This window comes from Streptomyces sp. NPDC001852, from assembly GCF_042891825.1.
Classification (GTDB): domain Bacteria; phylum Actinomycetota; class Actinomycetes; order Streptomycetales; family Streptomycetaceae; genus Streptomyces.
The window spans coordinates 271484-293258 of the sequence record NZ_JBIATN010000012.1; the positions used below are offsets into that span (position 1 = coordinate 271484).

At 72.6% G+C, this 21775-nt stretch carries 19 protein-coding genes and 1 pseudogene; 13 read left to right on the forward strand and 7 right to left on the reverse strand.

The window, feature by feature from the left end; genetic code table 11:
• Positions 1 to 42: 42 nt before the first annotated feature.
• The 5 genes from ACFYZB_RS22660 to ACFYZB_RS22680 all read left to right on the forward strand — a co-directional run bounded on the left by ACFYZB_RS22660 (position 43) and on the right by ACFYZB_RS22680 (position 5739).
• Positions 43 to 651 carry a TIGR03086 family metal-binding protein gene (locus ACFYZB_RS22660; RefSeq protein WP_388761409.1) on the forward strand — a complete coding sequence of 203 codons (609 nt, stop codon included), beginning with the start codon at positions 43 to 45 and terminating at the stop codon, positions 649 to 651.
• A 107-nt stretch (positions 652 to 758) separates the two neighbouring features.
• A complete protein-coding gene (locus tag ACFYZB_RS22665; protein ID WP_388761412.1) occupies positions 759 to 2072 on the forward strand; it encodes a DUF692 domain-containing protein in 1314 nt (437 codons plus the stop codon).
• Between the two features lie 202 nt (positions 2073 to 2274).
• Positions 2275 to 3048 carry a DUF4142 domain-containing protein gene (locus tag ACFYZB_RS22670; RefSeq protein ID WP_388761414.1) on the forward strand — a complete coding sequence of 258 codons (774 nt, stop codon included), beginning with the start codon at positions 2275 to 2277 and terminating at the stop codon, positions 3046 to 3048.
• A 105-nt stretch (positions 3049 to 3153) separates the two neighbouring features.
• On the forward strand, positions 3154 to 3933 hold the full coding sequence (locus tag ACFYZB_RS22675; RefSeq protein WP_388761417.1) for a TIGR04222 domain-containing membrane protein: 780 nt from the start codon (positions 3154 to 3156) through the stop codon (positions 3931 to 3933).
• Positions 3934 to 4101: 168 nt separating this feature from the next.
• Positions 4102 to 5739, forward strand: a complete 1638-nt coding sequence (locus tag ACFYZB_RS22680; protein ID WP_388761419.1) for an alpha/beta hydrolase — start codon at positions 4102 to 4104, stop codon at positions 5737 to 5739.
• A gap of 41 nt (positions 5740 to 5780) precedes the next feature.
• On the opposite strand, the gene hemQ is transcribed toward ACFYZB_RS22680, so the two are convergent.
• Both hemQ and hemG read right to left on the reverse strand, forming a co-directional pair.
• Positions 5781 to 6512 (reverse strand): hydrogen peroxide-dependent heme synthase, encoded by a 732-nt coding sequence (gene hemQ, locus ACFYZB_RS22685; protein WP_351211119.1) that lies wholly within the window; start codon positions 6510 to 6512, stop codon positions 5781 to 5783.
• Between the two features lie 5 nt (positions 6513 to 6517).
• On the reverse strand, positions 6518 to 7972 hold the full coding sequence (hemG, locus tag ACFYZB_RS22690) for a protoporphyrinogen oxidase (protein ID WP_388761421.1): 1455 nt from the start codon (positions 7970 to 7972) through the stop codon (positions 6518 to 6520).
• A 134-nt stretch (positions 7973 to 8106) separates the two neighbouring features.
• Here hemG and ACFYZB_RS22695 point away from each other — a divergent pair, with 134 nt between their 5' ends.
• On the forward strand, positions 8107 to 9081 hold the full coding sequence (locus ACFYZB_RS22695) for a DUF4349 domain-containing protein (protein ID WP_388761423.1): 975 nt from the start codon (positions 8107 to 8109) through the stop codon (positions 9079 to 9081).
• 9 nt (positions 9082 to 9090) lie between these two features.
• On the forward strand, positions 9091 to 10485 hold the full coding sequence (locus ACFYZB_RS22700; RefSeq protein WP_388761425.1) for an FAD-dependent oxidoreductase: 1395 nt from the start codon (positions 9091 to 9093) through the stop codon (positions 10483 to 10485).
• On the opposite strand, the gene ACFYZB_RS22705 is transcribed toward ACFYZB_RS22700, so the two are convergent.
• The gene (locus ACFYZB_RS22705; protein WP_351211111.1) at positions 10482 to 10751 is read right to left on the reverse strand and encodes a hypothetical protein; all 270 of its coding nucleotides are present in this window, start codon (positions 10749 to 10751) and stop codon (positions 10482 to 10484) included. The two genes, ACFYZB_RS22700 and ACFYZB_RS22705, sit on opposite strands and share 4 nt — an antisense overlap.
• A 92-nt stretch (positions 10752 to 10843) precedes the next feature.
• On the opposite strand from ACFYZB_RS22705, the gene ACFYZB_RS22710 reads away from it, so the two are divergent.
• Positions 10844 to 11668 (forward strand): rhomboid family intramembrane serine protease, encoded by an 825-nt coding sequence (locus ACFYZB_RS22710; RefSeq protein WP_388761428.1) that lies wholly within the window; start codon positions 10844 to 10846, stop codon positions 11666 to 11668.
• Position 11669: 1 nt separating this feature from the next.
• Here ACFYZB_RS22710 and hemE read toward each other — a convergent pair whose 3' ends face one another.
• A complete protein-coding gene (hemE, locus tag ACFYZB_RS22715) occupies positions 11670 to 12710 on the reverse strand; it encodes a uroporphyrinogen decarboxylase (protein WP_388761469.1) in 1041 nt (346 codons plus the stop codon).
• Positions 12711 to 12848: 138 nt separating this feature from the next.
• Between hemE and ACFYZB_RS22720 the strand changes: the two genes are divergently transcribed.
• The 5 genes from ACFYZB_RS22720 (at position 12849) to ACFYZB_RS22740 (ending at position 19715) form a co-directional block, all read left to right on the forward strand.
• A complete protein-coding gene (locus ACFYZB_RS22720) occupies positions 12849 to 13526 on the forward strand; it encodes a DUF3000 domain-containing protein (RefSeq protein ID WP_388761431.1) in 678 nt (225 codons plus the stop codon).
• 280 nt (positions 13527 to 13806) lie between these two features.
• Positions 13807 to 14463, forward strand: a complete 657-nt coding sequence (locus tag ACFYZB_RS22725) for a response regulator transcription factor (protein WP_351211103.1) — start codon at positions 13807 to 13809, stop codon at positions 14461 to 14463.
• A gap of 146 nt (positions 14464 to 14609) precedes the next feature.
• Entirely contained in the window at positions 14610 to 15899 is a 1290-nt protein-coding gene (locus ACFYZB_RS22730; RefSeq protein ID WP_388761435.1) for a ribonuclease D, read from the forward strand.
• A gap of 472 nt (positions 15900 to 16371) precedes the next feature.
• The gene (locus ACFYZB_RS22735; RefSeq protein ID WP_351211099.1) at positions 16372 to 17589 is read left to right on the forward strand and encodes an acetyl-CoA C-acyltransferase; all 1218 of its coding nucleotides are present in this window, start codon (positions 16372 to 16374) and stop codon (positions 17587 to 17589) included.
• Positions 17586 to 19715 (forward strand): 3-hydroxyacyl-CoA dehydrogenase NAD-binding domain-containing protein, encoded by a 2130-nt coding sequence (locus ACFYZB_RS22740; RefSeq protein ID WP_388761436.1) that lies wholly within the window; start codon positions 17586 to 17588, stop codon positions 19713 to 19715. Before ACFYZB_RS22735 ends, ACFYZB_RS22740 begins: the two co-directional genes overlap by 4 nt.
• Before the next feature lie 61 nt (positions 19716 to 19776).
• Here ACFYZB_RS22740 and ACFYZB_RS22745 read toward each other — a convergent pair whose 3' ends face one another.
• From ACFYZB_RS22745 to ACFYZB_RS22755, 3 genes and pseudogenes are all read right to left on the reverse strand, one after another.
• Positions 19777 to 20172, reverse strand: a complete 396-nt coding sequence (locus tag ACFYZB_RS22745) for a hypothetical protein (RefSeq protein ID WP_388761472.1) — start codon at positions 20170 to 20172, stop codon at positions 19777 to 19779.
• 10 nt (positions 20173 to 20182) lie between these two features.
• A pseudogene (locus ACFYZB_RS22750) lies at positions 20183 to 20949 on the reverse strand (hypothetical protein).
• A gap of 47 nt (positions 20950 to 20996) precedes the next feature.
• Positions 20997 to 21775, reverse strand: a 779-nt coding sequence (locus tag ACFYZB_RS22755; protein ID WP_388761438.1) for an NlpC/P60 family protein, incomplete at its 5' end; no start/stop codon positions are given.

Consider the following 21775-nt stretch of genomic DNA (forward strand, 5'->3'; position numbering starts at 1 on the left):
AAAAAATAAGCACGTCCGTTCGCTTTGTTTTATGCTCGGGCCATGACCGGAACCGGAGCGGACTTCGTCGAACTCGACCGGATCGCCGTCCAGGAGGCCGTGCGCGTGGTGAACCTCGCCACGGCCGCGGACTGGAGGCGGGACACCCCCTGCACGGGCTGGACCCTGCGGCAGCTCGTCGCACACATGACCGCACAGCACGTCGGATTCGCCGCCGCGGCGCGCGGCGCGGGGCGGGAGCCGGAGTACTGGCGGGAGCCGGCGGACATGAGCGATCCGGGCCGGGTCCACCGCTCGGCCGCGGCCTCGGTCCTGTCGGCCTTTGCCGAACCCGGCGTGCCCGGACGGGAGTTCGCGCTGCCGGAGCTGGGCGGCGAATTCCCGGGCGACCGGGCGATCAGCTTCCACTTCGTCGACCACGTCGTCCATGCCTGGGACGTCGCCGCCACCCTCGGAACCGAGGTGGACTTCCCCGAGCACGTCCTCGTCGCCGCCCGCGCCGTGGCCCGCCGGGTACCGGCCGACCCCGCCCGTCGCGGCCCCGGCTTCGCCTTCGCCCCGGCGCTGGAGGTGCCCGAGGGCTCCGGCCCGCTGGAGGAGGCACTGCGCCTGTTGGGCCGCAGCCCCGAGCGGTGGCCGACCCGGGCCTGAAGCTCAAATATTGCTCTGAACACGACAGCGAGGGGATTCGAGGCCGCCCACCGGGGCCATACCCCCGTCATTCGACGGAGGGGTTCGTTCGCGGGAGGGGAGGGGCCATGCGGCGACTGGGCACGGGAATCGGCTGGCGACCGGAGATCGCGGAGGCCGTTGAGCGCATGCCGGGCATCGACTGGGTGGAGGTCGTGGCGGAGAACGTCTGCCCCGGCCACCTTCCCGCGTCCCTGCTGCGGCTGCGCGAGCGCGGCGTGACCGTGATCCCGCACGGCGTCTCCCTCGGCCTCGGCGGCGCCGACCGCCCCGACGAGGCCCGGCTGACGGCGCTGGCGGAGCGCGCGGAGGCCCTCGGCTCCCCCCTGGTCACCGAGCACATCGCGTTCGTGCGCGCGGGCGGCCCGCTCACCGCCTCCCACTGCCTGGAGGCCGGGCACCTGCTGCCGGTGCCGCGCACCAGGGACGCCCTGGACGTGCTCTGCGAGAACGTGCGCATCGCGCAGGACGCCCTGCCCGTCCCGCTGGCCCTGGAGAACATCGCCGCGCTGTTCTCCTGGCCGGGCGAGGAGCTGACCGAGGGGCAGTTCCTGTCCGAGCTGGTCGAGCGCACCGGCGTACGGCTCCTGATCGACGTGGCCAACCTGCACACCAACCACGTCAACCGGGGCGAGGACCCGGCCGAGGCGCTGGCCGCGCTGCCCGTGGAGGCGATCGCCTACGTCCATGTCGCGGGCGGCTTCGAGCGGGACGGCGTCTGGCACGACAGCCACGCCCACCCCGTGCCGCGCCCGGTCCTCGACATCCTGACCGACCTCGCCTCCCGCACCGCACCGCCCGGCGTCCTCCTGGAACGCGACGAGAACTTCCCCGAACCGGTCGAACTGGAGCGGGAGTTGACGATGATCCGGGACGCCGTGGCGGCCGGGCGCACACGGGCCGCCGGGGGCACGGGGACCGGGGCCGGCGGTGGCCCGGCAGACGGGGGTGTCGCCGCGCCGGCGCGGCCGGCGGTCCGGGCGCGGGAGCGGCTCGCCGTCGCCCAGGCCGCCGTACTGTCCGCGCTGGTGGCCGGGACGCCCGTGCCCGAGGGGTTCGACCGGGTGCGGATGGCGGTGCAGGCACGGGCCCTCGCCTCGAAGCGGGCGGACGTGGTGGCGAAGGTGGCACCCGAGTTGCCGGTCATCCTCGGCGCCGGGTACCGGGCGGCGTTCCTGGACTACGCCCGGGTGCGGCCGATGAGCGGGGGGTACCGCCGGGACGCCCTGGACTTCGCCGGGCACCTGCTCGCCTCCGGGCGACCGGAGGACGCGGACGCCCGGCGACGGCTCCGGGAGTGGTGGCTGGACCGGGCGGGCCCCGCACCGAGGCCGGGTGGGCGGGTGGCTCGGGTGGCACGGAGGCTGCTGCGGGCGGCGTGAGGGGTGCCCGACGGCACGACTGCCCGCAGCTACGGTGCGTATGCGCGGGTGTGGCTGACCACAACGCACCCGCAGCCGTCGACGCAGCGTAACCACCCCACACCTCTGCGCACCCGGCCGAACTCCTGAACGCAGCCGAGTAATATGCCGCCCGCACCCCACCCCTCTGCACACTCGCGTGCGGTGCGCTACAGGAGGCGTCATGCGACCCCGACCCCCGATCAAGGGCCGAGGCATATTCAGCGGCACGGGCCTCGTCATCGCGGCCCTCGCGGCCACCGCGGCGGCGCTGCTCTACCCGCTCTGGTCGTACGCCGACCGCCCGGGCCCGGCGGCCGGTGCCACCGTCCTGAGCGCCCAGACCGTGACGACCCCGTACGGCCCGCTGTCCGCGCAGGACCGGGACTTCATCACCAAGATCCGGCTGGCGGGGCTCTGGGCGCTGCCCGCCGGCGAACTGGCGGAACGGAAGGGGACCACGGCGGCCGTACGCACGGCGGGCCAGCACCTGGTCGACGGGCACACCTCGCTGGACGCCCATGTCCGCACCGTCGCCGGCCAGCTCGGCATACCCCTGCCCAACGAGCCGAACGCACAGCAGCAGGAGTGGCTCGACACCCTGAAGTCGGCGCAGGGTCAGGACTTCGACCGCCAGTTCGCCGGCCTCGTCCGGCTCGCCCACGGCCGGGTGTACGCGCTGGTCGCCGAGGTCCGGGCCGGCACCCAGAACTCCCTGGTCCGCGACCTCGCCGACGACGCGAACGCGACCGTCCTCGATCACATCAAGGTGCTGGAGGCGACGGGGTACGTCGACTTCGCCGCCCTCGCGCAGGAGCTGGCGGCCTCCCCCACGCCCGTCCCGACCCCGCCCGCGGTCGAGCCCGGCGCGGCCGTGCCGGTCACCCCGTCGCCGGCCGAGTCGTACTCCATGCCGCCCGCCACCACCAGCCCGCCACCGGCGACGAGCGGCTCCTGACCCGCTGACCTGGGCGGGAAACGGAACGTCACATACTGCTAACACTGTGTCCGGATGATGAACAGGGCATGGCGTTCACCCAGGCCTCTGGCATAGAAACACGTCATGTTCTGGGTCCTTCTCCTGCTTCTGGCCTGGTCTTTCGCCGGTACGGCGTGCACCCGGCTGTGCCTGGCGGCCGTCCGCGCGGCGGCCCTGGACGCGGATGCCGCGACGGTGGGCCGGGAGCACGATCTGACGCTGTACGAGGCGGCCTTCCTCTCCGGCGGCCCCGCCCGGGTCGCCGATGTGACGATGGTCTCCATGGCCCGCCAGCGGCGCCTGCTGCTCGCGCACACCGGCTGGGCCACGGTGGTGGACCCCGAGGGGCGCGACGAGATGGAGCGGTCCGTCATAGGGGCCATAGGACCGGAGGGCCAGTCGCGCATCGCACCGGCGCGGGCCCGGGCGGCCGGCGCCGAGGCGGTACGGCGGCTCGCCGACCGGCTGGTGCGCGCCGGTCTCGCCGTCCCGGACGGGGCCGGGGCGACCGTGGGCGCCGCCGTCCGCCAGGTGCGGGCCGCCGCACTGGCCGTGGCGGCGCTCGGGGTGACCGCGCTGCTGCTGCCCATCCACACCGGGACGCCCCGGCTGCTGGTCGGACTGTGGTTCGCCCTGCCCCTCACCCTGTCCCTGAGCTGCCTCGCCATCGCCCGCTTCGAGGTGCATCCGTACTCGCGCTGGGCCTCCCCGGCCGGGCAGCGGCTGCTGGGCGCGCTGGTGCGCAGGCCCGCCGGCGACGAGCGGTCGTTCCTGACCTCGGTCGCCGTACGCGGGGTCCGCGCGATCGGCGAGCCGCAGCTGCGCGCCGCCTTCACCCACCGCGACCAGCCCTGGCGGGAGTGAGGGCACCCGGACGGGCCTCCGCAGGGTCGTCGAGGGGCGCATAGGGGGCATTGGCGCCGACACCGGCCGGATGGTGCTTGCCTTCACCGAGAGCCGAACGAAATATCCCTTCTGTTGTCGCCGGGGCGGGGCAGCCGTGCCATCGCCGCCGCATCGAAGGGATACGCGATGAGAGCTGCCGCCCTGTACTCGGCCGCCGGGACCTTGCTGCTGACCACCCTGGCCGCCGCCCCGGCCGGCGGTGCGGCCGGGGCGCCCGGTGCCCCCGGCACGGCCGAGCTGCGCGGCACCGAGGTGGCCGTGGCCCGCGCCCGGGCGGCGGGCATCGACTTCGGCGCGTGTTCCCCGGCCGACGTGCCGAAGGCGACGAGCACCGTGCGGTGCGGCACGGTGACCGTCCCGCTCGACTACGCCCACCCGGACGGCGCGCAGATCAAACTGACCGTCAGCCGGACCCCGGCCACGCAGCAGGACCCGCGCAACAGCAAGCGGAGGGTCCCCCGGCAGGGCGCCCTCGTCTACAACCCCGGCGGCCCCGGCGCGTCCGGCATGTTCTTCGCGCTGGTCGGCCGGGTCCCGGTGTGGCAGCGGATCGCCGCCGCCTACGACATGGTCGGCTACTCCCCGCGCGGTGTGGGCCGTTCCGCGCCGCTGTCCTGCGAGGATCCGAAGAGTTTCGTCAGGTCCCCCACCGCCTCGCCGACGCACCCCTCGGAGGCGTACAAGCGGCAGCGCATCGCCCAGGCCAGGGCGTACGCCCGCGGCTGCGCCCGGCGCTCCGGGAGCAAGCTGCGCTTCTACACCTCGCTGAACAACGCCCGGGACCTGGACGTGCTGCGGGCCGCGCTGGGCGAGGACCGGCTGACGTTCATGGGAGCGTCGTACGGCACCTACTTCGGCGCGCTCTACGCGGCGATGTTCCCCTCGCACGTGCGGCGCATGGTGCTGGACTCGGCGGTGGATCCCGCCCCGGACAAGATCTGGTACCGGAACAACCTCGACCAGTCGGCGGCGTTCGAGGAGCGCTGGGCGGACTTCCGGGACTGGATCGCCCGCCACGACGACGTCTACAGGCTCGGTGACACCCCGGAGAAGGTGCAGCGCAGCTACGACACCGCGCGCGAGCGGCTGGCCGGAAAGGCGGCCGGGGGCAAGGTCGGTCCCGGCCAGTTGCAGAGCGCCTTCCTGTCGGCCGGATACAACGACAGCTACTGGCCGGGCCAGGCCGGGGCGCTGTCGGCCTATCTGCACGGCGACGCCAAGCCGCTGGTCCGGCTGGCCGCGCCGAGCGCGGCGTCGGCCGCGGAGGCGGAGAACCTCAACGCGGTCTACACGACCGTGGAGTGCAACGACGCTCCCTGGCCGACGGACTGGAAGGTGTGGGACCGGGACAACACCCGGCTCGCCCGGGTCGCGCCGTTCGAGACCTGGGACAACGCGTGGATGAACCTGCCCTGCGCCTACTGGCCGGCGCCCCGGCAGCAGCCCCTGGACGTGCGCACGGGGCGGGGCGAACTGCCGCCGGTCCTGATCCTGGCGGCCGAGCGGGACGCGGCGACGCCGTACCCGGGCGCGCTGGAGATGAACCGGCGGCTGGCCGGCTCGGTGCTGGTGACCGAGCGGGACGCGGGGACGCACGGGATCGGGGGCGGTCCGAACAAGTGCGTCAACGGCCACGTCGACGCGTACTTGCTGGAGGGCCGGGTGCCTGGGCGGCGCGCGTCGTGCGCGCCGCACCAGTTGCCTGCGGCGGCTCGGCCGACAAAACAGTCCCAGCGAAACTCTCTGGGGAGCGGGCGGCGCTGAGTGCCCCTGCCGCTTCGGGGCGCTGCCCCTGAGGCGGCTGGTCAGGCCAGGCCCGCCACCAGTTCCGCGATGTCCTTGCGGCGGCCCGTGAAGAACGGGATCTCCTCGCGGACGTGCCTGCGGGCCTCGGAGCCGCGGAGGTGGCGCATGAGGTCGACGATGCGGTGGAGCTCGTCGGCCTCGAAGGCCAGGATCCACTCGTAGTCGCCGAGGGAGAACGAGGCGACCGTGTTGGCGCGCACGTCGGGGTAGCCGCGGGCCATCTTGCCGTGGTCGGCGAGCATGCGGCGGCGGTCCTCGTCGGGCAGCAGGTACCAGTCGTAGGAGCGCACGAACGGGTAGACGCTGACGTAGTTGCGGGGCGTCTCGTCGGCGAGGAACGCCGGGATGTGCGAGCGGTTGAACTCGGCCGGGCGGTGCAGCGCCATGTTGGACCACACGGGCTCGAGCGCGCGGCCGAGCTTCGTGCGGCGGAAGAGGTTGTATGCCTCCTGCAGCTGGTCGCTGGTCTCGGCGTGCCACCAGATCATGAGATCGGCGTCGGCGCGCAGGCCGGAGAGGTCGTAGGTGCCGCGGATCGTCACGTCCTTGGCGGCGAGCTGGTCGAACAGCTCCTGGACCTCGTCGGCGTAACCCGCGCGGTCCTCCGGCAGCACGTCCTTGAGCTTGAAGACCGACCAGAGGGTGTAGCGGATGACCTCGTTGAGGTCCTTGGCCAGCTTGCCCTTGTTCGGGATCCTGCCGGACTCGGTGGTGGGGGCGTCGTCACTCATGGTTCCTATTCTCCCGCTCCGCCGTGGAGGCTCTGCACCGGGTTGGCCGTGAGCTCCCGGACTCCGTTCATGTCGCCCGCCAGCTGGTCGACGGCCGCGTACGCGCTCGCGATGCACGCCGGGATGCCGACGCCGTCGTACTGCGCGCCGCACACCGCGAGGCCCGGCAGCTTGGCGACCTGCTCGCGGATGCGGGCCACACGCGCGTGGTGCCCGACCGGGTACTGGGGCAGACCGTCGGTCCAGCGGGTGACCCGGGTCTCGAGGGGCACCGCGTCCAGGCCGGTGGCCTCGCGCAGGTCGTGCCGGGACACCTCGACGAGGGCGGCGTCGTCCCGCTCGAGGATCTCCGTCTCGCCGTGGCGGCCCACGGAGGTGCGCAGCACGACCACGTCCGGGTCCTCCTCGGCGATCCAGCGCCATTTGGCGGAGGCGAACGTGGACGCCTTGATGGTGCGGCCGTCGACGGGCGGGACCAGGAAGCCGCTGCCCCCGGGGAGGTTCAGGCCCGGGCGGCGGTAGGCGAGGGTGACCAGCGCCATCGAGGCGTACTCGACGGCGGCCAGTTCGGCGGCGGCCGCCGGGGACTCGGCGCTCAGCAGCCGCGCGGCGGCCGGGGCGGGTACGGCGACGATCACGGCGTCGGCGCTCAGCACGCGCTCCCCGGCCGTGATCCGCCAGCCGCCGGGCGCCTCGCGGCGCAGCCCGGTGACCGTTGTGCCGGTCAGGATCTCGCCGCCGCGGGCCCGGACGGAGTCGGCGACCGCGAGCGGCAGGGTGCCCACGCCCCCCTCGATGCCCATGAAGACCGGGCCGGTCTGCTGGTTCGCCGCCGCCCCGGCCTGGATCTCGCGGACTCCCTCGGTGAGGGAGGTGTGGGTGCGGGCGGCCCGGAAGAGCTGAGGGACGGCCGAGCGCATCGAGATGCGGTACGCGTCGCCCGCGTACACACCGCCGAGCAGGGGCTCGACGAGGCGGTCGACGACCTCGCGGCCGAGCCGGGCGGCCACGTACTCCCCCACGGCCACGTCGTCGCCGATCTCGGTGCGCGGCAGGTCGGCGTCGCGGTCGATGCGGGCCAGGCCCTCTTCGGAGAGGACGCCGGAGAGCGCGGCGGCGGTGCCGGGGACGCCCATCACATGGCCCTTGGGCATGGGGCGCAGGGCGCCGCGGGTCCAGATCGACGCGGTCGCGGTGGCCGGCGGCTGGAGCCGCTCGGCCAGGCCCACCTCGCGGGCGAGGGTTACGGCCTCGGGGCGGCGGGCGAGCATCGACTCGGCGCCCAGGTCGACCCGCACGCCCGCGATCCCGCCGGGCAGCAGCTTGCCGCCGACCCGGTCCGCGGCCTCCAGCACGGTCACGCGGGTGCCGCGCCCGAGCAGCCGGTGGGCGGCGGCCAGCCCGGCGACACCGGCTCCGATGACGACGACATGCCCCGTACCTGAACCCGTTGCGCTCATGCCCTCCACTCTCTCAGACCCCACTGACACTCCCGCCAGGGCCTCAGGTCCTCCGTGCGGGGCCGCCGTCCGAACGTTCCGGCACGTCCGGCCGTCGTAGGACCGTCACAGCCACAGCCCTCGGGGGGTCTCCCATGCCCGCACCGCGTTCCGCACACGCCCGTGCTCTTGCCGGGATCCTGCTCGCCGCCTCCCTCGCCCTCGCCGGATGCGGCGGTGCCGGCGACTCGGGCGGCGGCGCCTCGGCGAAGTCGGCGGCGCACGGCGCCGACGCGGCCGCCGGACCGGGCACGGCCGACCACACGAAGCCGGCCCCGAAGGCACCCCTGGTCCCCCAGAACGCGATCATCCGCACGGCCTCCCTCACCCTCCAGGTGAAGGACGTGCCCAAGGCCCTGGACCAGGCCCGGACCACCGCGGAGGGCGCGGGCGGTTACGTCGGCAGGGAGAGCACGAGCCGGGACGCCGACGGCCGTGAGCACACGCAGGTGGTGCTGCGCGTGCCGAGCGCGGAGTACGACACGGTGCTGGCCGGCCTCCAGAGCGAGGGCGGGCTGATCGACCGTACGGCCCAGGCCGAGGACGTCACCGACCAGGTCGTCGACGTGGACAGCCGCGTCAGGTCGCAGCGGGCCAGTGTGGACCGGATCCGCGCGCTGATGGGCCGGGCGACGAAGCTGGGCGATGTCGTCGCCCTGGAGGGCGAGTTGAGCACCCGTCAGGCCGACCTGGAGTCGCTGCTGGCCCGGCAGGCGTCCCTGAAGGACCGCACGAGCCTCGCCGCCATCACGCTGTCGCTGTCCGCGAAGCCGGTGCGGAAGGCGGCCGGTGACCACTCCCCCGGCGTCGTGGACGCCCTGTCCGGCGGCTGGCACGTGTTCGTGACCCTGCTGCGCTGGATCGTCCTCGCGCTCGGCGCCGCCCTGCCGTTCGCGGCGTGTGCCGCCGCCTCGGCGCTGCTGTGGCGGCGGGTCGTTCGGCCCCGGCTGCCGCGCCGGCCAAAGCCCGCGGCCGCGATGACCGCGCTGGGCCCGCTGCCGTCGGCCCGTCCGGCGCCGGAATCCTCCGAGGAGCGGCCGGACCGGGACCGACCCGCCCGCACCCCGTAGCGTGGTCCCATGAGCATGCGCGGCGGGCAGAACGGGACGGAACGACTGGTCGTGATCGGCGGCGACGCCGCGGGCATGTCCGCGGCGTCGCAGGCGCGCCGGCTGAAGGGGCCGGGCGAGCTGGAGATCGTGGCCTTCGAGCGCGGCCACTTCACCTCCTTCTCGGCGTGCGGCATCCCGTACTGGGTGGGCGGCCACGTCCCCGAACGCGACGCCCTGATCGCCCGCACCCCCGAGGAGCACCGGGCGCGCGGGATCGATCTGCGGCTGCGCACCGAGGTCACGCAGATCGACACGGCCGGACAGCGGGTACGCGCGCGTGACGTCGACTCCGGCGCCGAGTCCTGGACGTCGTACGACAAGCTCGTCATCGCCACCGGCGCCCGCCCGGTCCGCCCCGACCTGCCCGGCGCGGACGCGCCCGGGGTGCACGGTGTGCAGACCCTGGACGACGGCCAGGCCCTGCTGGAAACCCTGGCACGCACGCGTGGCCGCAAGGCGGTCGTCGTCGGCGCCGGTTACATCGGCGTGGAGATGGCGGAGGCCCTGCTCCACCGCGGCTTCGAGGTGACGGTCGTCAACCGCGGCAGGGAGCCCATGTCGACGCTCGACGCGGACATGGGCCGCCTGGTGCACCGGGCCATGGAGGGCCTCGGCATCACCATGGTGAACGACGCCGAGGTCACCAAGATCCTCACCGGGGAGGACGGGCGGGCCCGCGCGGTGGCCACTCAGGATGCCGAGTACCCCGCGGACGTGGTGGTCCTCGGCATCGGTGTCCGCCCGGAAACCGCTCTCGCCAGGGCCGCGGGCCTGCCCCTCGGCGCCCATGGCGGTCTGCTCACCGACCTCGCGATGCGGGTGCGCGGCCACGGGAACATCTGGGCGGGCGGCGACTGCGTGGAGGTGCTGAACCTGGTCTCCGGCCAGGACCAGTACGTCCCGCTGGGTACCCACGCCAACAAGCACGGGCAGGTCATCGGTACCAACGCCGGCGGTGGTTACGCCACCTTCCCGGGCGTGGTCGGCACGGCGGTCAGCAAGGTCTGCGACCTGGAGATCGCCCGCACCGGCCTGCGCGCGAAGGACGCCGACCGGGTGGGCCTGAAGTACGAGACCGTCACCATCGAGTCCACCAGCCGCGCCGGCTACTACCCCGGCGCCTCCCCGATGACGGTCAAGATGCTCGCCGAACGCCGCACGGGCCGGCTGCTCGGCGTCCAGATCGTCGGCCGGGAGGGCGCGGCGAAACGGGTCGACGTCGCCGCGGTGGCACTGACCGCGCGGATGACGGTGGAACAGATGACAGCCCTTGACCTGGGCTACGCCCCGCCCTTCTCACCGGTGTGGGACCCGGTCCTGGTGGCGGCGAGAAAGGCGGCGGCGAAGGTACGCCTCTCCTAGGCCGTTCCGCTGATGCGTGGCAGAGCGGAGACGGCTGCCGGCGGCTGCTCACCCGCGGGTTTCGCATGCGTGGCCGTGGGCCGCGTGGACCTCAGCCGATAGCTGACCGCCTCGTCCAGTGTCACGGGCCGCTGCATCTGCGAGGCGAGCCGCCCCGCTTCCTGGCCGAGGCGTGCGACGTCCTCCCAGGGGAGCCGTACCACCAGAGAGATCTCCGCCTCACCGTCGGGCAGAGCGTGCATCGGAGGAGCAACTCGCTCGTTCATCGCCTGATCCTCACGTCGGTTGACAGGAGATACGCACACCCGCCCCGTGCCGTTCACCGATTCGCCCGCCGCATCCCGGGCACTACTTCTGTGTGGTCATACCCGTCCATGACGTGAACCCGGTGCGCCGCACCCCCTGGGTGACGTACGCCCTCATCGCCGCGAACGTCCTCGTGTTCATCAACACCCCCGGCATAGCCGGTTCCGTGGCCGGTGGCAGCGATCTGGCGCAGCTGTGCCATCTGCAGGCCTTCATGGACCACTACGCGGCGGTGCCGCGGGAGCTGATCCACGATCAGATGCCGCGACTGGTACCGACCGGTCAGGTGGGCATCGGCACGCACGGCCCGGGCTGTGTCGTGGCACCGCCGAGCTACGACAAGTCACCGCCGCTGTCGGTCTTCACGGCGATGTTCCTGCACGGCAGCTGGCTGCACCTGCTCGGAAACATGCTGTTCCTGCTGATCTTCGGCAACAACGTCGAGGACCGGATGGGCCACATCCGCTTTTTCCTCTTCTACGTCGTCTGCGGTTACGCGGCCGGCTACGGCTTCGCGCTGCTCAACGCCACCTCGGGCGACCCGCTGATCGGCGCGTCCGGAGCGATCGCGGGGGTGCTCGGCGCGTACATCGTGCTGTGGCCGAGGGCGCGGGTGTGGGTCCTCGTGCCGTTCCTGGTCTTCCTGCCGCTGAGGCTGCCCGCCTGGCTGGTGCTGGGCTTCTGGTTCCTGCTGCAGGCGGTCTACTCGTCCGGGCACGGCGTGTCCGGGGCGGGCACGGTGGCGTACGCGGCGCACGTGGTCGGCTTCGTGGCGGGCATGCTGCTCGCCTGGCCGCTCAAGCCCGGCACACCGCCCCCGCCGGAGCCGCGCGGCCTGCTGTTCGGCAGGCGGGCGCGGCCCCGTCACACCTGGTGAGTCAGCGGGCGGTCGTGGTGTGGACGTACTCCACGAGCCGGGTCAGCGCGTCCGGGTCGGTGCTCGGGATCACGCCGTGCCCGAGGTTGAAGACATGGCCCTCCAGGCCGGCGGCCGCGTCCAGCACCTCGCGGGCCCTGGCCTCGACGGTGTCCTTGTCGGTGAACAGGACCGTCGGGTCGAGGTTGCCCTGGAGCGCCTTGCCGGGGCCGACGCGGCGCCCCGCTTCGTCCAGCGGGACGCGGTAGTCGACGCCGACGACGTCCGCGCCGGCCTCGCCCATGAGCTTCAGCAGCTCACCGGTGCCGACACCGAAGTGGATGCGCGGGACGCCGTAGCCGGCGACGGCGTCGAGGACCTTCGCGGAGGCCGGCATGACCGAGCGCCGGTAGTCGGCCGGGGCGAGGGCGCCGACCCAGGAGTCGAACAGCTGGACCGCGCTCGCGCCGGCCTCGATCTGCACCTTCAGGAAGGCGGCCGTGATGTCGGCGAGGCGGTCCAGCAGGTCGGCCCACAGCTCGGGGTCGCCGTACATCATCGCCTTGGCGTTCTCGTACGTGCGAGAGGGACCGCCCTCGACGAGGTAGCTCGCGAGGGTGAAAGGCGCGCCCGCGAAACCGATCAGCGGGGTGGCGCCCAGCTCCTTGGTGAGCAGGCCGATCGCCTCGGTGACGTAGGAGACGTCCTCGGGCGTGAGGTCGCGCAGCCGGGCCAGGTCGGCGCGGGTGCGGATGGGCTCCTCGACGACCGGGCCGATGCCGGGCTTGATGTCGAGGCCGAGGCCGATGGCCTTCAGGGGGACGACGATGTCGCTGAAGTAGATCGCCGCGTCCACGTGGTGGCGGCGCACCGGCTGCAGCGTGATCTCGGTGATCAGCTCGGGCCGCATGCAGGACTCGAGCATGGGGACGCCCTCGCGCACCTTGCGGTACTCGGGCAGGGAGCGGCCGGCCTGGCGCATGAACCACACCGGGGTGTGCGGCACCGGTTCGCGCCTGCACGCCCTGAGGAAGGCACTGTCGTACGTGGCTGTCGGCTGCATGCTGGTGTTGGCGGTCACGGGGCAAGTTTCGCATGCCAGGGGATCGTGCCCCGCCCGGTGTCCCACGGCACGACTGCCCGCGGCCACCTGCTGTGTCTTGCCCTGCACAAAGCCGCGCTTCCCCTTACTCTTCCCCGCATGGCTGCGGCTCACGGACGAATGTCGGACAGCGCCGACGGAATGGACGACGTGAAGGACACCGAGGAGGCGGACCGGCGTTCCGGTACTCCGGGGCCGCCGGCGTTCCTGGCCGCGGTCGACGCCCTGCGCAGCTGCCGGCTGCGGCCGCAGGTCGAGGTGGAGCCCACGCCTGCCCCGCAGCGGCTCGCCCCGTACGCATACGCGCTGGAAGCCGTGGTGGTCGACGGTGAGCAGGAGCTGGCCGACGGACGGCTGGTGCTGTTGCACGACCCGGCGGGTCACGACGCCTGGCGCGGGACCTTCCGGCTGGTGACGCTGGTGCGCGCGGAGCTGGAGGCGGAGATGGCCGCCGATCCGCTGCTCCCCGAGGTGTGCTGGTCGTGGCTGACGGGGGCGCTGCAGGCGCGCGGGCTCGGCTACGGCGAGCCGAGCGGGACGATCACGCGCGCGAGTTCGCACTACTTCGGGGGGCTGGCCGAGCGGCCGGCGGCCTCGCAGATCGAGATCCGGGCGTCCTGGACGCCCCGTGAGGGTCTGGGCGGGGTGCCGGACACGGCCGCCCACCTGGCCTCCTGGTGCGATCTGCTGGCCCAGGTCGCGGGGCTGCCGCCGGCCGGTCCGGGCGACGCCTCGGTGGTGACGCTGCCGCAGCGCAGGGGCCCACAGTCACGGTGAGCGAAGCGGTCGGCCCGCGGCTTCATCCGCATGGGCGGCTTATTGACCATGTCTTTGTCGATACGGCCACTTTCCGACCCTGAATCGCATCGGCTCGAACCGACTCGATCTTCGGGTGATCGATCGCGTGTCCGAATTGCACAGATTGTTACTCACTAGATCGTGATCATTCTCTAAAGGCGGACGAGTTTGCTGCCGAAGACGACTGTGACCTTGAAAGCACGGTTCGTCCCGGCTTCATCCCCACAAGCCGGCCCCGTCCCCCCACCCAGGAGGCCTGGTGTCCGTTCTCCTCGAGCAGCCCGCAAGCCTGGTCGCCTACCGCCCGAACAAGCCGACCGCCATGGTGGTCGTGGCCGACCCGCGCGTCCGTTCCACCGTCACCCGCCACCTGTGGGCGCTCGGCGTGCGCGATGTCATCGAGGCCTCGTCCATCGCGGAGGCTCGTCCCCGCATCGGCAACCCGCGCGACATCTGCGTCGCCGACGTCCACCTGCCCGACGGCTCCGGCCTGACCCTGCTGTCCGAGACCCGTGCCGCGGGCTGGCCCAACGGGCTGGCGCTGTCCGCCGCCGACGACATCGGCGCGGTGCGCAACGCACTGGCCGGCGGGGTCAAGGGGTACGTCGTCACCGGCACCCGTACCAACCTCGGCCTGCCCGCCCGGCCCGGCGCCGCTCCCCTCGGCGCCGCCCGGATGCACCGCCGCCCCCCGGGTGCCCCGAGCCACCCGGGCGGCTACCGCGAGCTGTCCGGCCGAGAGGTCGAGGTGCTGCGGCTGGTCGCGGAGGGCCAGTCGAACAAGGCGATCGGCGTCTCCATGGGCCTGTCCGCCCTGACCGTCAAGAGCCACCTCGCCCGCATCGCCCGCAAGCTGGGCACGGGCGACCGGGCCGGCATGGTGGCCGTGGCCCTGCGCACGGGGATCATCCACTGAGCCGCTGACCGAGCCGTTCGAAGCCCCAGCGGGTTCACTCGCATGAACCGCGCCTTTCACCGGCCTGACTGGTTTACGACCCTCCGGCGCCCGTCGACGGAACGTTCCGTCGACGGGCGCCGTCGACACACGGATACCCTTGACAGGTGACCGACGCCCAAGACACCACAGCAGACAGCTCCCTGCGTACCACCGGAGGCACTCCTCCGGATGACGCCGGATCTTCTGTGCTGGGGGCGCCGACACCACTGCTCGAACCCCGCGAGGGCATTCCTCCCGTCGTCGCCGACGAGGCCGCGCTCGCCGCGGTGGTCGCCGCCTTCGCCGCGGGCTCCGGCCCGGTCGCCGTCGACGCCGAGCGCGCCTCCGGCTACCGCTACGGCCAGCGCGCCTACCTGGTGCAGCTGCGCCGCGAGGGTGCCGGTACCGCGCTGATCGACCCCGTGGCCTGCCCCGACCTGTCCCGGCTCGGTGCGGTCCTGTCCGGCGTCGAGTGGGTACTGCACGCCGCCACCCAGGACCTGCCCTGTCTGCGCGAAATAGGCATGGTCCCGGCCCGGCTCTTCGACACCGAGCTGGCCGGCCGGCTCGCCGGGTTCCCCCGGGTCGGCCTCGGCGCCATGGTCGAGAACGTGCTCGGCTTCGTCCTGGAGAAGGGGCACTCCGCGGTCGACTGGTCGACCCGGCCGCTGCCCGAGCCCTGGCTCCGGTACGCCGCGCTCGACGTGGAGCTCCTCGTCGACCTGCGCGACGCCCTGGAGAAGGAGCTGGACCGGCAGGGCAAGCTGGAGTGGGCGCTGCAGGAGTTCGACGCGATCGCGGCCGCGCCGCCGGCCGAGCCGCGCAAGGACCCGTGGCGCCGCACGTCCGGGATGCACAAGGTGCGCAGGCGCCGGCAGCTCGGTGTCGTACGGGAGCTGTGGGAGATGCGGGACCGGATCGCGCAGCGGCGGGACGTGTCGCCGGGCAAGGTGCTCAGTGACGCCGCCATCGTGGAGGCGGCGCTCGCGCTTCCGGCCAACGTCCACGTGCTCGCGGGGCTGAACGGGTTCGGGCACCGGATGGGGCGGCGGCAGCTGGAGCAGTGGCAGTCGGCGGTCGACCGGGCCAAGGCCCTGCCGGACGCCGCGCTGCCGCAGCCGGGCCAGCCGGTGACGGGGCCGCCGCCGCCGCGGGCCTGGGCCGACAAGGATCCCGCCGCCGCGGCACGGCTCTCCGCCGCCCGGGCGGGGGTGACCTCCGTCGCCGAGCGGCTCACCATGCCGCAGGAGAACCTGGTCTCCCCCGACACGGTCCGGCGGATCTGCTGGGAGCCGCCGAAGGTGGTGGACGCCGACTCCGTGGCGGCCGCGCTCGCCGGGTACGGCGCGCGCCCCTGGCAGGTGGAGCTGGTGACGCCGGTGCTGGTCGCCGCGCTGACCGTGCGGGGGGCCTAGGCCCTGTCGTCAAACTCCCTCCCCCAGCCTTCGGCCGGGAGGTGGCCCCCGCCCCGCGACGCCATGCACGCACTCTCGCCGCACCGGGCCTGGGCCCAAGTACGTCCAGTACGAGGGCCAGGGCCCGGCACTCCCCCAGCCTTCGGCCGGGGGGACCCCGAGAGCACGCACCTGACGCCGCAGGGCCCGCCCTTCGGGCGGACGACGGGAGTTTGACGACAGGGCCTAGCCGCGCGCCGCCGGGAAGGCGTGCGGAAGCGGAACGGCGGCGTCGAGATCACGCCAAGATCCTGGGACGGCCCGTACAGGAAAGGGACGGGGAGACCGGGAGCGTGTGAGCGCCTTCGGGGTGTGACGTTCGCCGCTCCCCCGAACAGGACTGGGCAGTTACGTTACTCGTAAGTAGCATGAGTCCTGAGCGCGCGCTCAGCGCAGCGCGGCAGTGCCATCCCGCATCTGGAGGAGAGCCATCGTGCCTCGTACCGTCAGGGACGTCGTCTTCGTCGACGGCGTCCGCACCCCGTTCGGCAAGGCGGGCCCGAAGGGCATCTACCACGAGACCCGCGCCGACGACCTTGTCGTGAAGGCGATCCGGGAGCTGCTGCGCCGCAACCCCGGTCTGGACCCCAAGAAGATCGACGAGGTCGCCATCGCCGCGACCACGCAGATCGGTGACCAGGGCCTGACCCTGGGTCGTACGGCCGGCATCCTCGCGGGCCTGCCGCAGTCCGTCCCCGGCTACTCCATCGACCGCATGTGCGCCGGCGCCCTGACCGCCGTGACGACCACCGCCGGTTCGATCGCCTTCGGTGCCTACGACGCCGTCATCGCCGGTGGTGTCGAGCACATGGGCCGGCACCCGATGGGCGAGGGCGTGGACCCGAACCCGCGGTTCGTGAGCGAGAAGCTGGTCGACGAGTCCGCCCTGTTCATGGGCATGACCGCGGAGAACCTGCACGACCGCTACCCGCACATCACCAAGCTGCGTGCCGACGAGTACGCGGTGCGCTCGCAGGAGAAGGCCGCCAAGGCGTACGCCAACGGCAAGATCCAGCAGGACCTGGTGCCGATCTCGGTGCGCCGCACCAACGCCGAGGCCGGTGAGACGGGCTGGGGTCTGGTCACCGCCGACGAGCCGATGCGCCCGGGCACGACCCTGGAGAACCTGCAGGGCCTGAAGACGCCGTTCCGCGTGCACGGCCGGGTCACCGCGGGCAACGCGGCCGGTCTGAACGACGGCGCCACCGCCTCGATCATCGCCTCCGAGGACTTCGCCCGCGAGAACGGCCTGCCGGTCAAGATGCGGCTCGTCTCCTACGCCTTCGCGGGCGTGGAGCCGGAGGTCATGGGCTACGGCCCGATCCCGGCCACGGAGAAGGCCCTCGCCAAGGCGGGCCTGTCCATCTCCGACATCGGTCTGTTCGAGATCAACGAGGCCTTCGCCGTCCAGGTGCTGGCCCTCCTCGACCACTACGGCATCGCCGACGACGACGCGCGCGTCAACCAGTACGGCGGCGCCATCGCCTTCGGCCACCCGCTGGCCTCCTCCGGCGTCCGCCTGATGACGCAGCTGGCCCGCCAGTTCGAGGAGCAGCCGCACGTCCGCTACGGCCTGACCACCATGTGCGTCGGCTTCGGCATGGGCGCGACGGTCATCTGGGAGAACCCGCACTTCGAGGGGGACAAGTGAGCACCACCGCCGAGCTTCTGAAGCAGGCCGCGCAGCAGTTCCCCGACGAGGTCGTCACCAGTGCGCACGTACGCCACTTCGACCTGCCGTTCGGCGCCGGCCGCTTCGCGCTGATCACGCTGGACAACGGCTTCGACCACACCAAGCCGACCACCTTCGGCCCCGGCTCGCTGGCGAACCTGAACACCGCCATCGACCAGGTCGAGAAGGAGGCGGCGGACGGCGAGATCGTCGGCGCCGGCATCACCGGCAAGCCGTTCATCTTCGCCGTCGGCGCCGACCTCAAGGGCGTCGAGGTCCTCAAGGAGCACGAGCACGCGCTCGCCATCGGCAAGGGCGGCCACGACGTGTTCAAGCGTCTGGCGAGCCTGGCCGTGCCGACCTTCGCCTACTACAACGGCGCGGCCATGGGCGGCGGTGTCGAGGTCGGTCTGCACTGCACCTACCGCACGGTGTCCAAGGCCGTCCCGGCGTTCTCGCTCCCCGAGGTCTTCCTCGGCCTGGTCCCCGGCTGGGGCGGCTGCACCCTGCTGCCGAACCTGATCGGCGCCGACAAGGCCGTCTCGGTCATCATCGAGAACTCGCTGAACCAGAACAAGCAGCTCAAGGGCAAGCAGGTCTTCGAGCTCGGGATCGCCGACGCGATCTTCGAGGGCGCGGACTTCCTGGAGCAGTCGCTGCTGTGGACCGCGCAGGTCCTCAAGGGCGACGTCCAGGTCGAGCGTCCGGTGATCGACCGCGGCGAGGCCTGGGACCAGGCCGTCGCCAAGGGCCGCTTCATCGCGGACTCCAAGGTGCACGGCGCGGCCCCGGCCGCCTACCGCGCCCTCGACATCATCGCCGCCGCCAAGAACGGCGACCTGCAGCAGGGTTACGACGCCGAGGACCAGGCCCTCGCGGACCTGATCATGAGCGGTGAACTGCGCGCCGGTCTCTACGCGTTCAACCTCGTCCAGAAGCGCGGCAAGCGTCCCGCCGGCGCCCCGGACAAGAACCTGGCGCGTCCGGTCACCAAGGTCGGCGTGGTCGGCGCGGGCCTGATGGCCTCGCAGCTCGCCCTGCTCTTCCTGCGCCGCCTGGAGGTGCCGGTCGTGCTGACCGACATCGACCAGGAGCGCGTCGACAAGGGTGTGGGCTACGTCCACGCCGAGATCGACAAGCTGCTCGGCAAGGGCCGGATCAACCAGGACAAGGCCAACCGCCTCAAGGCGCTGGTCACCGGTGTCCTGGACAAGGCCGAGGGCTTCGCGGACGCGGACTTCGTCATCGAGGCCGTGTTCGAGGAGATCGGCGTCAAGCAGCAGGTCTTCGCGGAGGTCGAGGCGGTCGCCCCGGCGCACGCGATCCTGGCGACCAACACCTCCTCGCTGTCGGTGTCGGAGATGGCGTCGAAGCTGAAGCACCCCGAGCGGGTCGTCGGCTTCCACTTCTTCAACCCGGTCGCGGTGCTGCCGCTGCTGGAGATCGTCCGCGGCGAGAAGACCGACGACGCCTCCCTGGCCACCGCGTTCGCCGTCGCCAAGAAGCTGAAGAAGACCGCGGTCCTCACCAAGGACGCCCCGGCGTTCGTCGTGAACCGCATCCTGACCCGCTTCATGGGCGAGATCCAGAACGTCATCGACGAGGGCACCCCGGTCGAGGTCGCCGAGAAGGCCATCGAGCCGCTCGGTCTGCCGATGTCCCCGCTGGTGCTGCTGGAGCTGGTCGGCCCGGCGATCGGCCTGCACGTCTCCGAGACGCTGCACGGCGCGTTCCCCGAGCGCTTCAAGGTCTCCCCGAACCTCAAGGCGGTCGTGGAAGCGGGCAAGCGCGGCTTCTACGTCTACGACAGCGGCAAGCCGGAGCTGGACCCGGAGGTCGCCGCGCTGCTGAAGCAGGGCGACACCGTGCTGACGGAGGAGCAGGTCCGCGCCCGTGTCCTGGACGCGGTCGCGCAGGAGATCGGCCTGATGCTCGACGAGGGCGTCGTCGCCGAGGCCCAGGACATCGACCTCTGCCTCATCACCGGCGCCGGCTGGCCCTTCCACCTGGGCGGTATCACGCCGTACCTGGACCGCGAGGGCGTCTCGGAGCGCGTGAACGGCAAGAAGTTCCTGGCGCAGGGCGTGGCGAGCATCCCCGCGTAGGGCACCGCGTACGGTCGTACGATGCCCGGCACACCGACTGGTGTGCCGGGCATCGGCGTTGTCAGGCCTCCGCCGCGCGGTCGTCCTCGACGTGGACGACGTGCAGTTCGGTGCCGTCCCGGTCGCGCCGGGAGCGGCCGAGGATGCCGACGGCCAGGTGCGAGGGATCGGCGGAGTCGTCCAGCGGGACGAAGGTGACCACGTCCGGGTGGTGGCCGGTCACGAGCCAGCCCTCGCCGTTGTGCAGTTCCAGCACGCGGAAGTCGCCCGCGGGGCCCCCGACCCGTACCGGCCCGAACTCCCGCAGGATCCCGGTGGCTTGGGCGGCGAGGTCCTCCCCGGCGGGCCGTTCGAGCACCACGCAGGTGCCGTGCTCGAACAGCACCCATGTCTTTCCGGAGCCGGCGAGGAGACGCCGCCAGGCGTCGATGAGAGTCTCGGTGTCCACGCCGGCCATCATGGCGCACTCAGACCTGCCGCCAGGCCTCCAGGGCCAGGCTCGGCTCGTCCTTCCGCCGGGTCAGCAGGAGTTGGTCCGTGGACGGGGACAGCGTTGCCGCCGCGACCGGGCCGGAACCGGCGGACGGCAGCAGGGTGACCGGCTTGCCGCCGGGGCGCCAGGCGCACAGGCCGCCGGAGGTGTCGGTGTAGTAGAGGGTCGTGCTGTCGGGCGAGGTGGCGAGGGCGTGGAGGGGGCCGGGCGGACCAGCGCGCGCAGGGACTCCGTCAGGACCGGCTCCGCGGCCGGCTCCTCCTGGCGCCAGTAAAGGATCCCGTCGGGGACGGCCGCGTACAGCTCGACCCTGCCGGACTCGCCGGTCACCGCGGCGAGCCCGTCACGCACCTCGCGGCCCTTCAGGTCCCGCCAGGCCTGCCGGCCGCCCTTCTCCTTCTGCGCGAGCAGCCGCACCCCGGCCCCGGCCGTCGGGCACGAAGACATGGGCGCGGCCCTGTGCGTCGACGGTGACCGCGGGCGTGCCCGTGCGGTCGTCGCCCTTCTTCAGCGGGTGGGCGAGCGGACTCCAGTCCAGCGCAGCGAGGCGCGGGCGGAAGTGGGTGGAGTGGACGAGGCCCGACTCGCCCTTGCCGGTGGGCCCCAGGGCACCAGGTGCGCGTAGCCGTCGGCACAGGGACCGCCGGGCTCGCGCTCCGCCCGGCACAGGACGGCGTCGCCCGACAGCCGGTAGACACCGAGCCGGCCGTCCCGGCCGCGCAGGAGCCAGTCGCCGTTCACCGGTCCGCCCTGGCCGAGTGCCGCATCAACACCCTCGCCCTCCCTGGTCACAGCCGCTTCGCGGTGCGGAACAGCCCCGCGTAGAAGCCGTTTCCGTCCAGGCGCGAGACACCGCCCTGGTCGCCGATCGTGGGGCCGTTCTGCTCCTTGCGGCTGGAGATGAACACCTTGTGGCCCTCGGTGTCCGGGCCGAGGTAGATCGCGGAGTGGTCCATGTGGTTGCCGGTGCGGTGGTCCATCTTGAAGAACAGCAGATCGCCGGGCTGGAGGAGGTCGATGTTCTGCGGCCGCGTGTACCAGGGGCTCGGGCCCTGCAGCTCGATGATGTCGACGCCCTCCTTGCCGCGGGCCATGCCGTCGGCGGTGCGCGGGAGCCCGTCGCCGTGGTCGTTGTCGGACATCAGCGGGTATCGGGCGCGGTAGCCGTAGACCAGGCGCAGATAGCCGGAGCAGTCCACGGCGCCCAGGCGGTCCTTCTGCGGGTACTGGGTGACGCCGTCCCGGAAGGTGTACGGGATGCCCAGGTAGTCGTAGAAGTCGGTCTGTTCGTAGCGGTCGACGCCGTCGGCCTTGAGGGGGCCGTAGGTGGCGTGCCCCGCGTACTGGATGCCCTGGTCGTCCTTCTTGGCCGGGGCGCCCACGACGTACTGGAAGGCGAACGCGAAGACGTCGTCCTCCTCGCTGCCGTAGTACTGCTTGAACCAGTCCTTGAACCACTGCTGTTTCTCGGAACCGTTCCTAATCAGTGAGCGGGAGTGAGTCTTGGACCCACGCCTGGTCACTGCGGACACCCCGAACGGTTGTGGATGCCCTGGTCGCCCGCGTA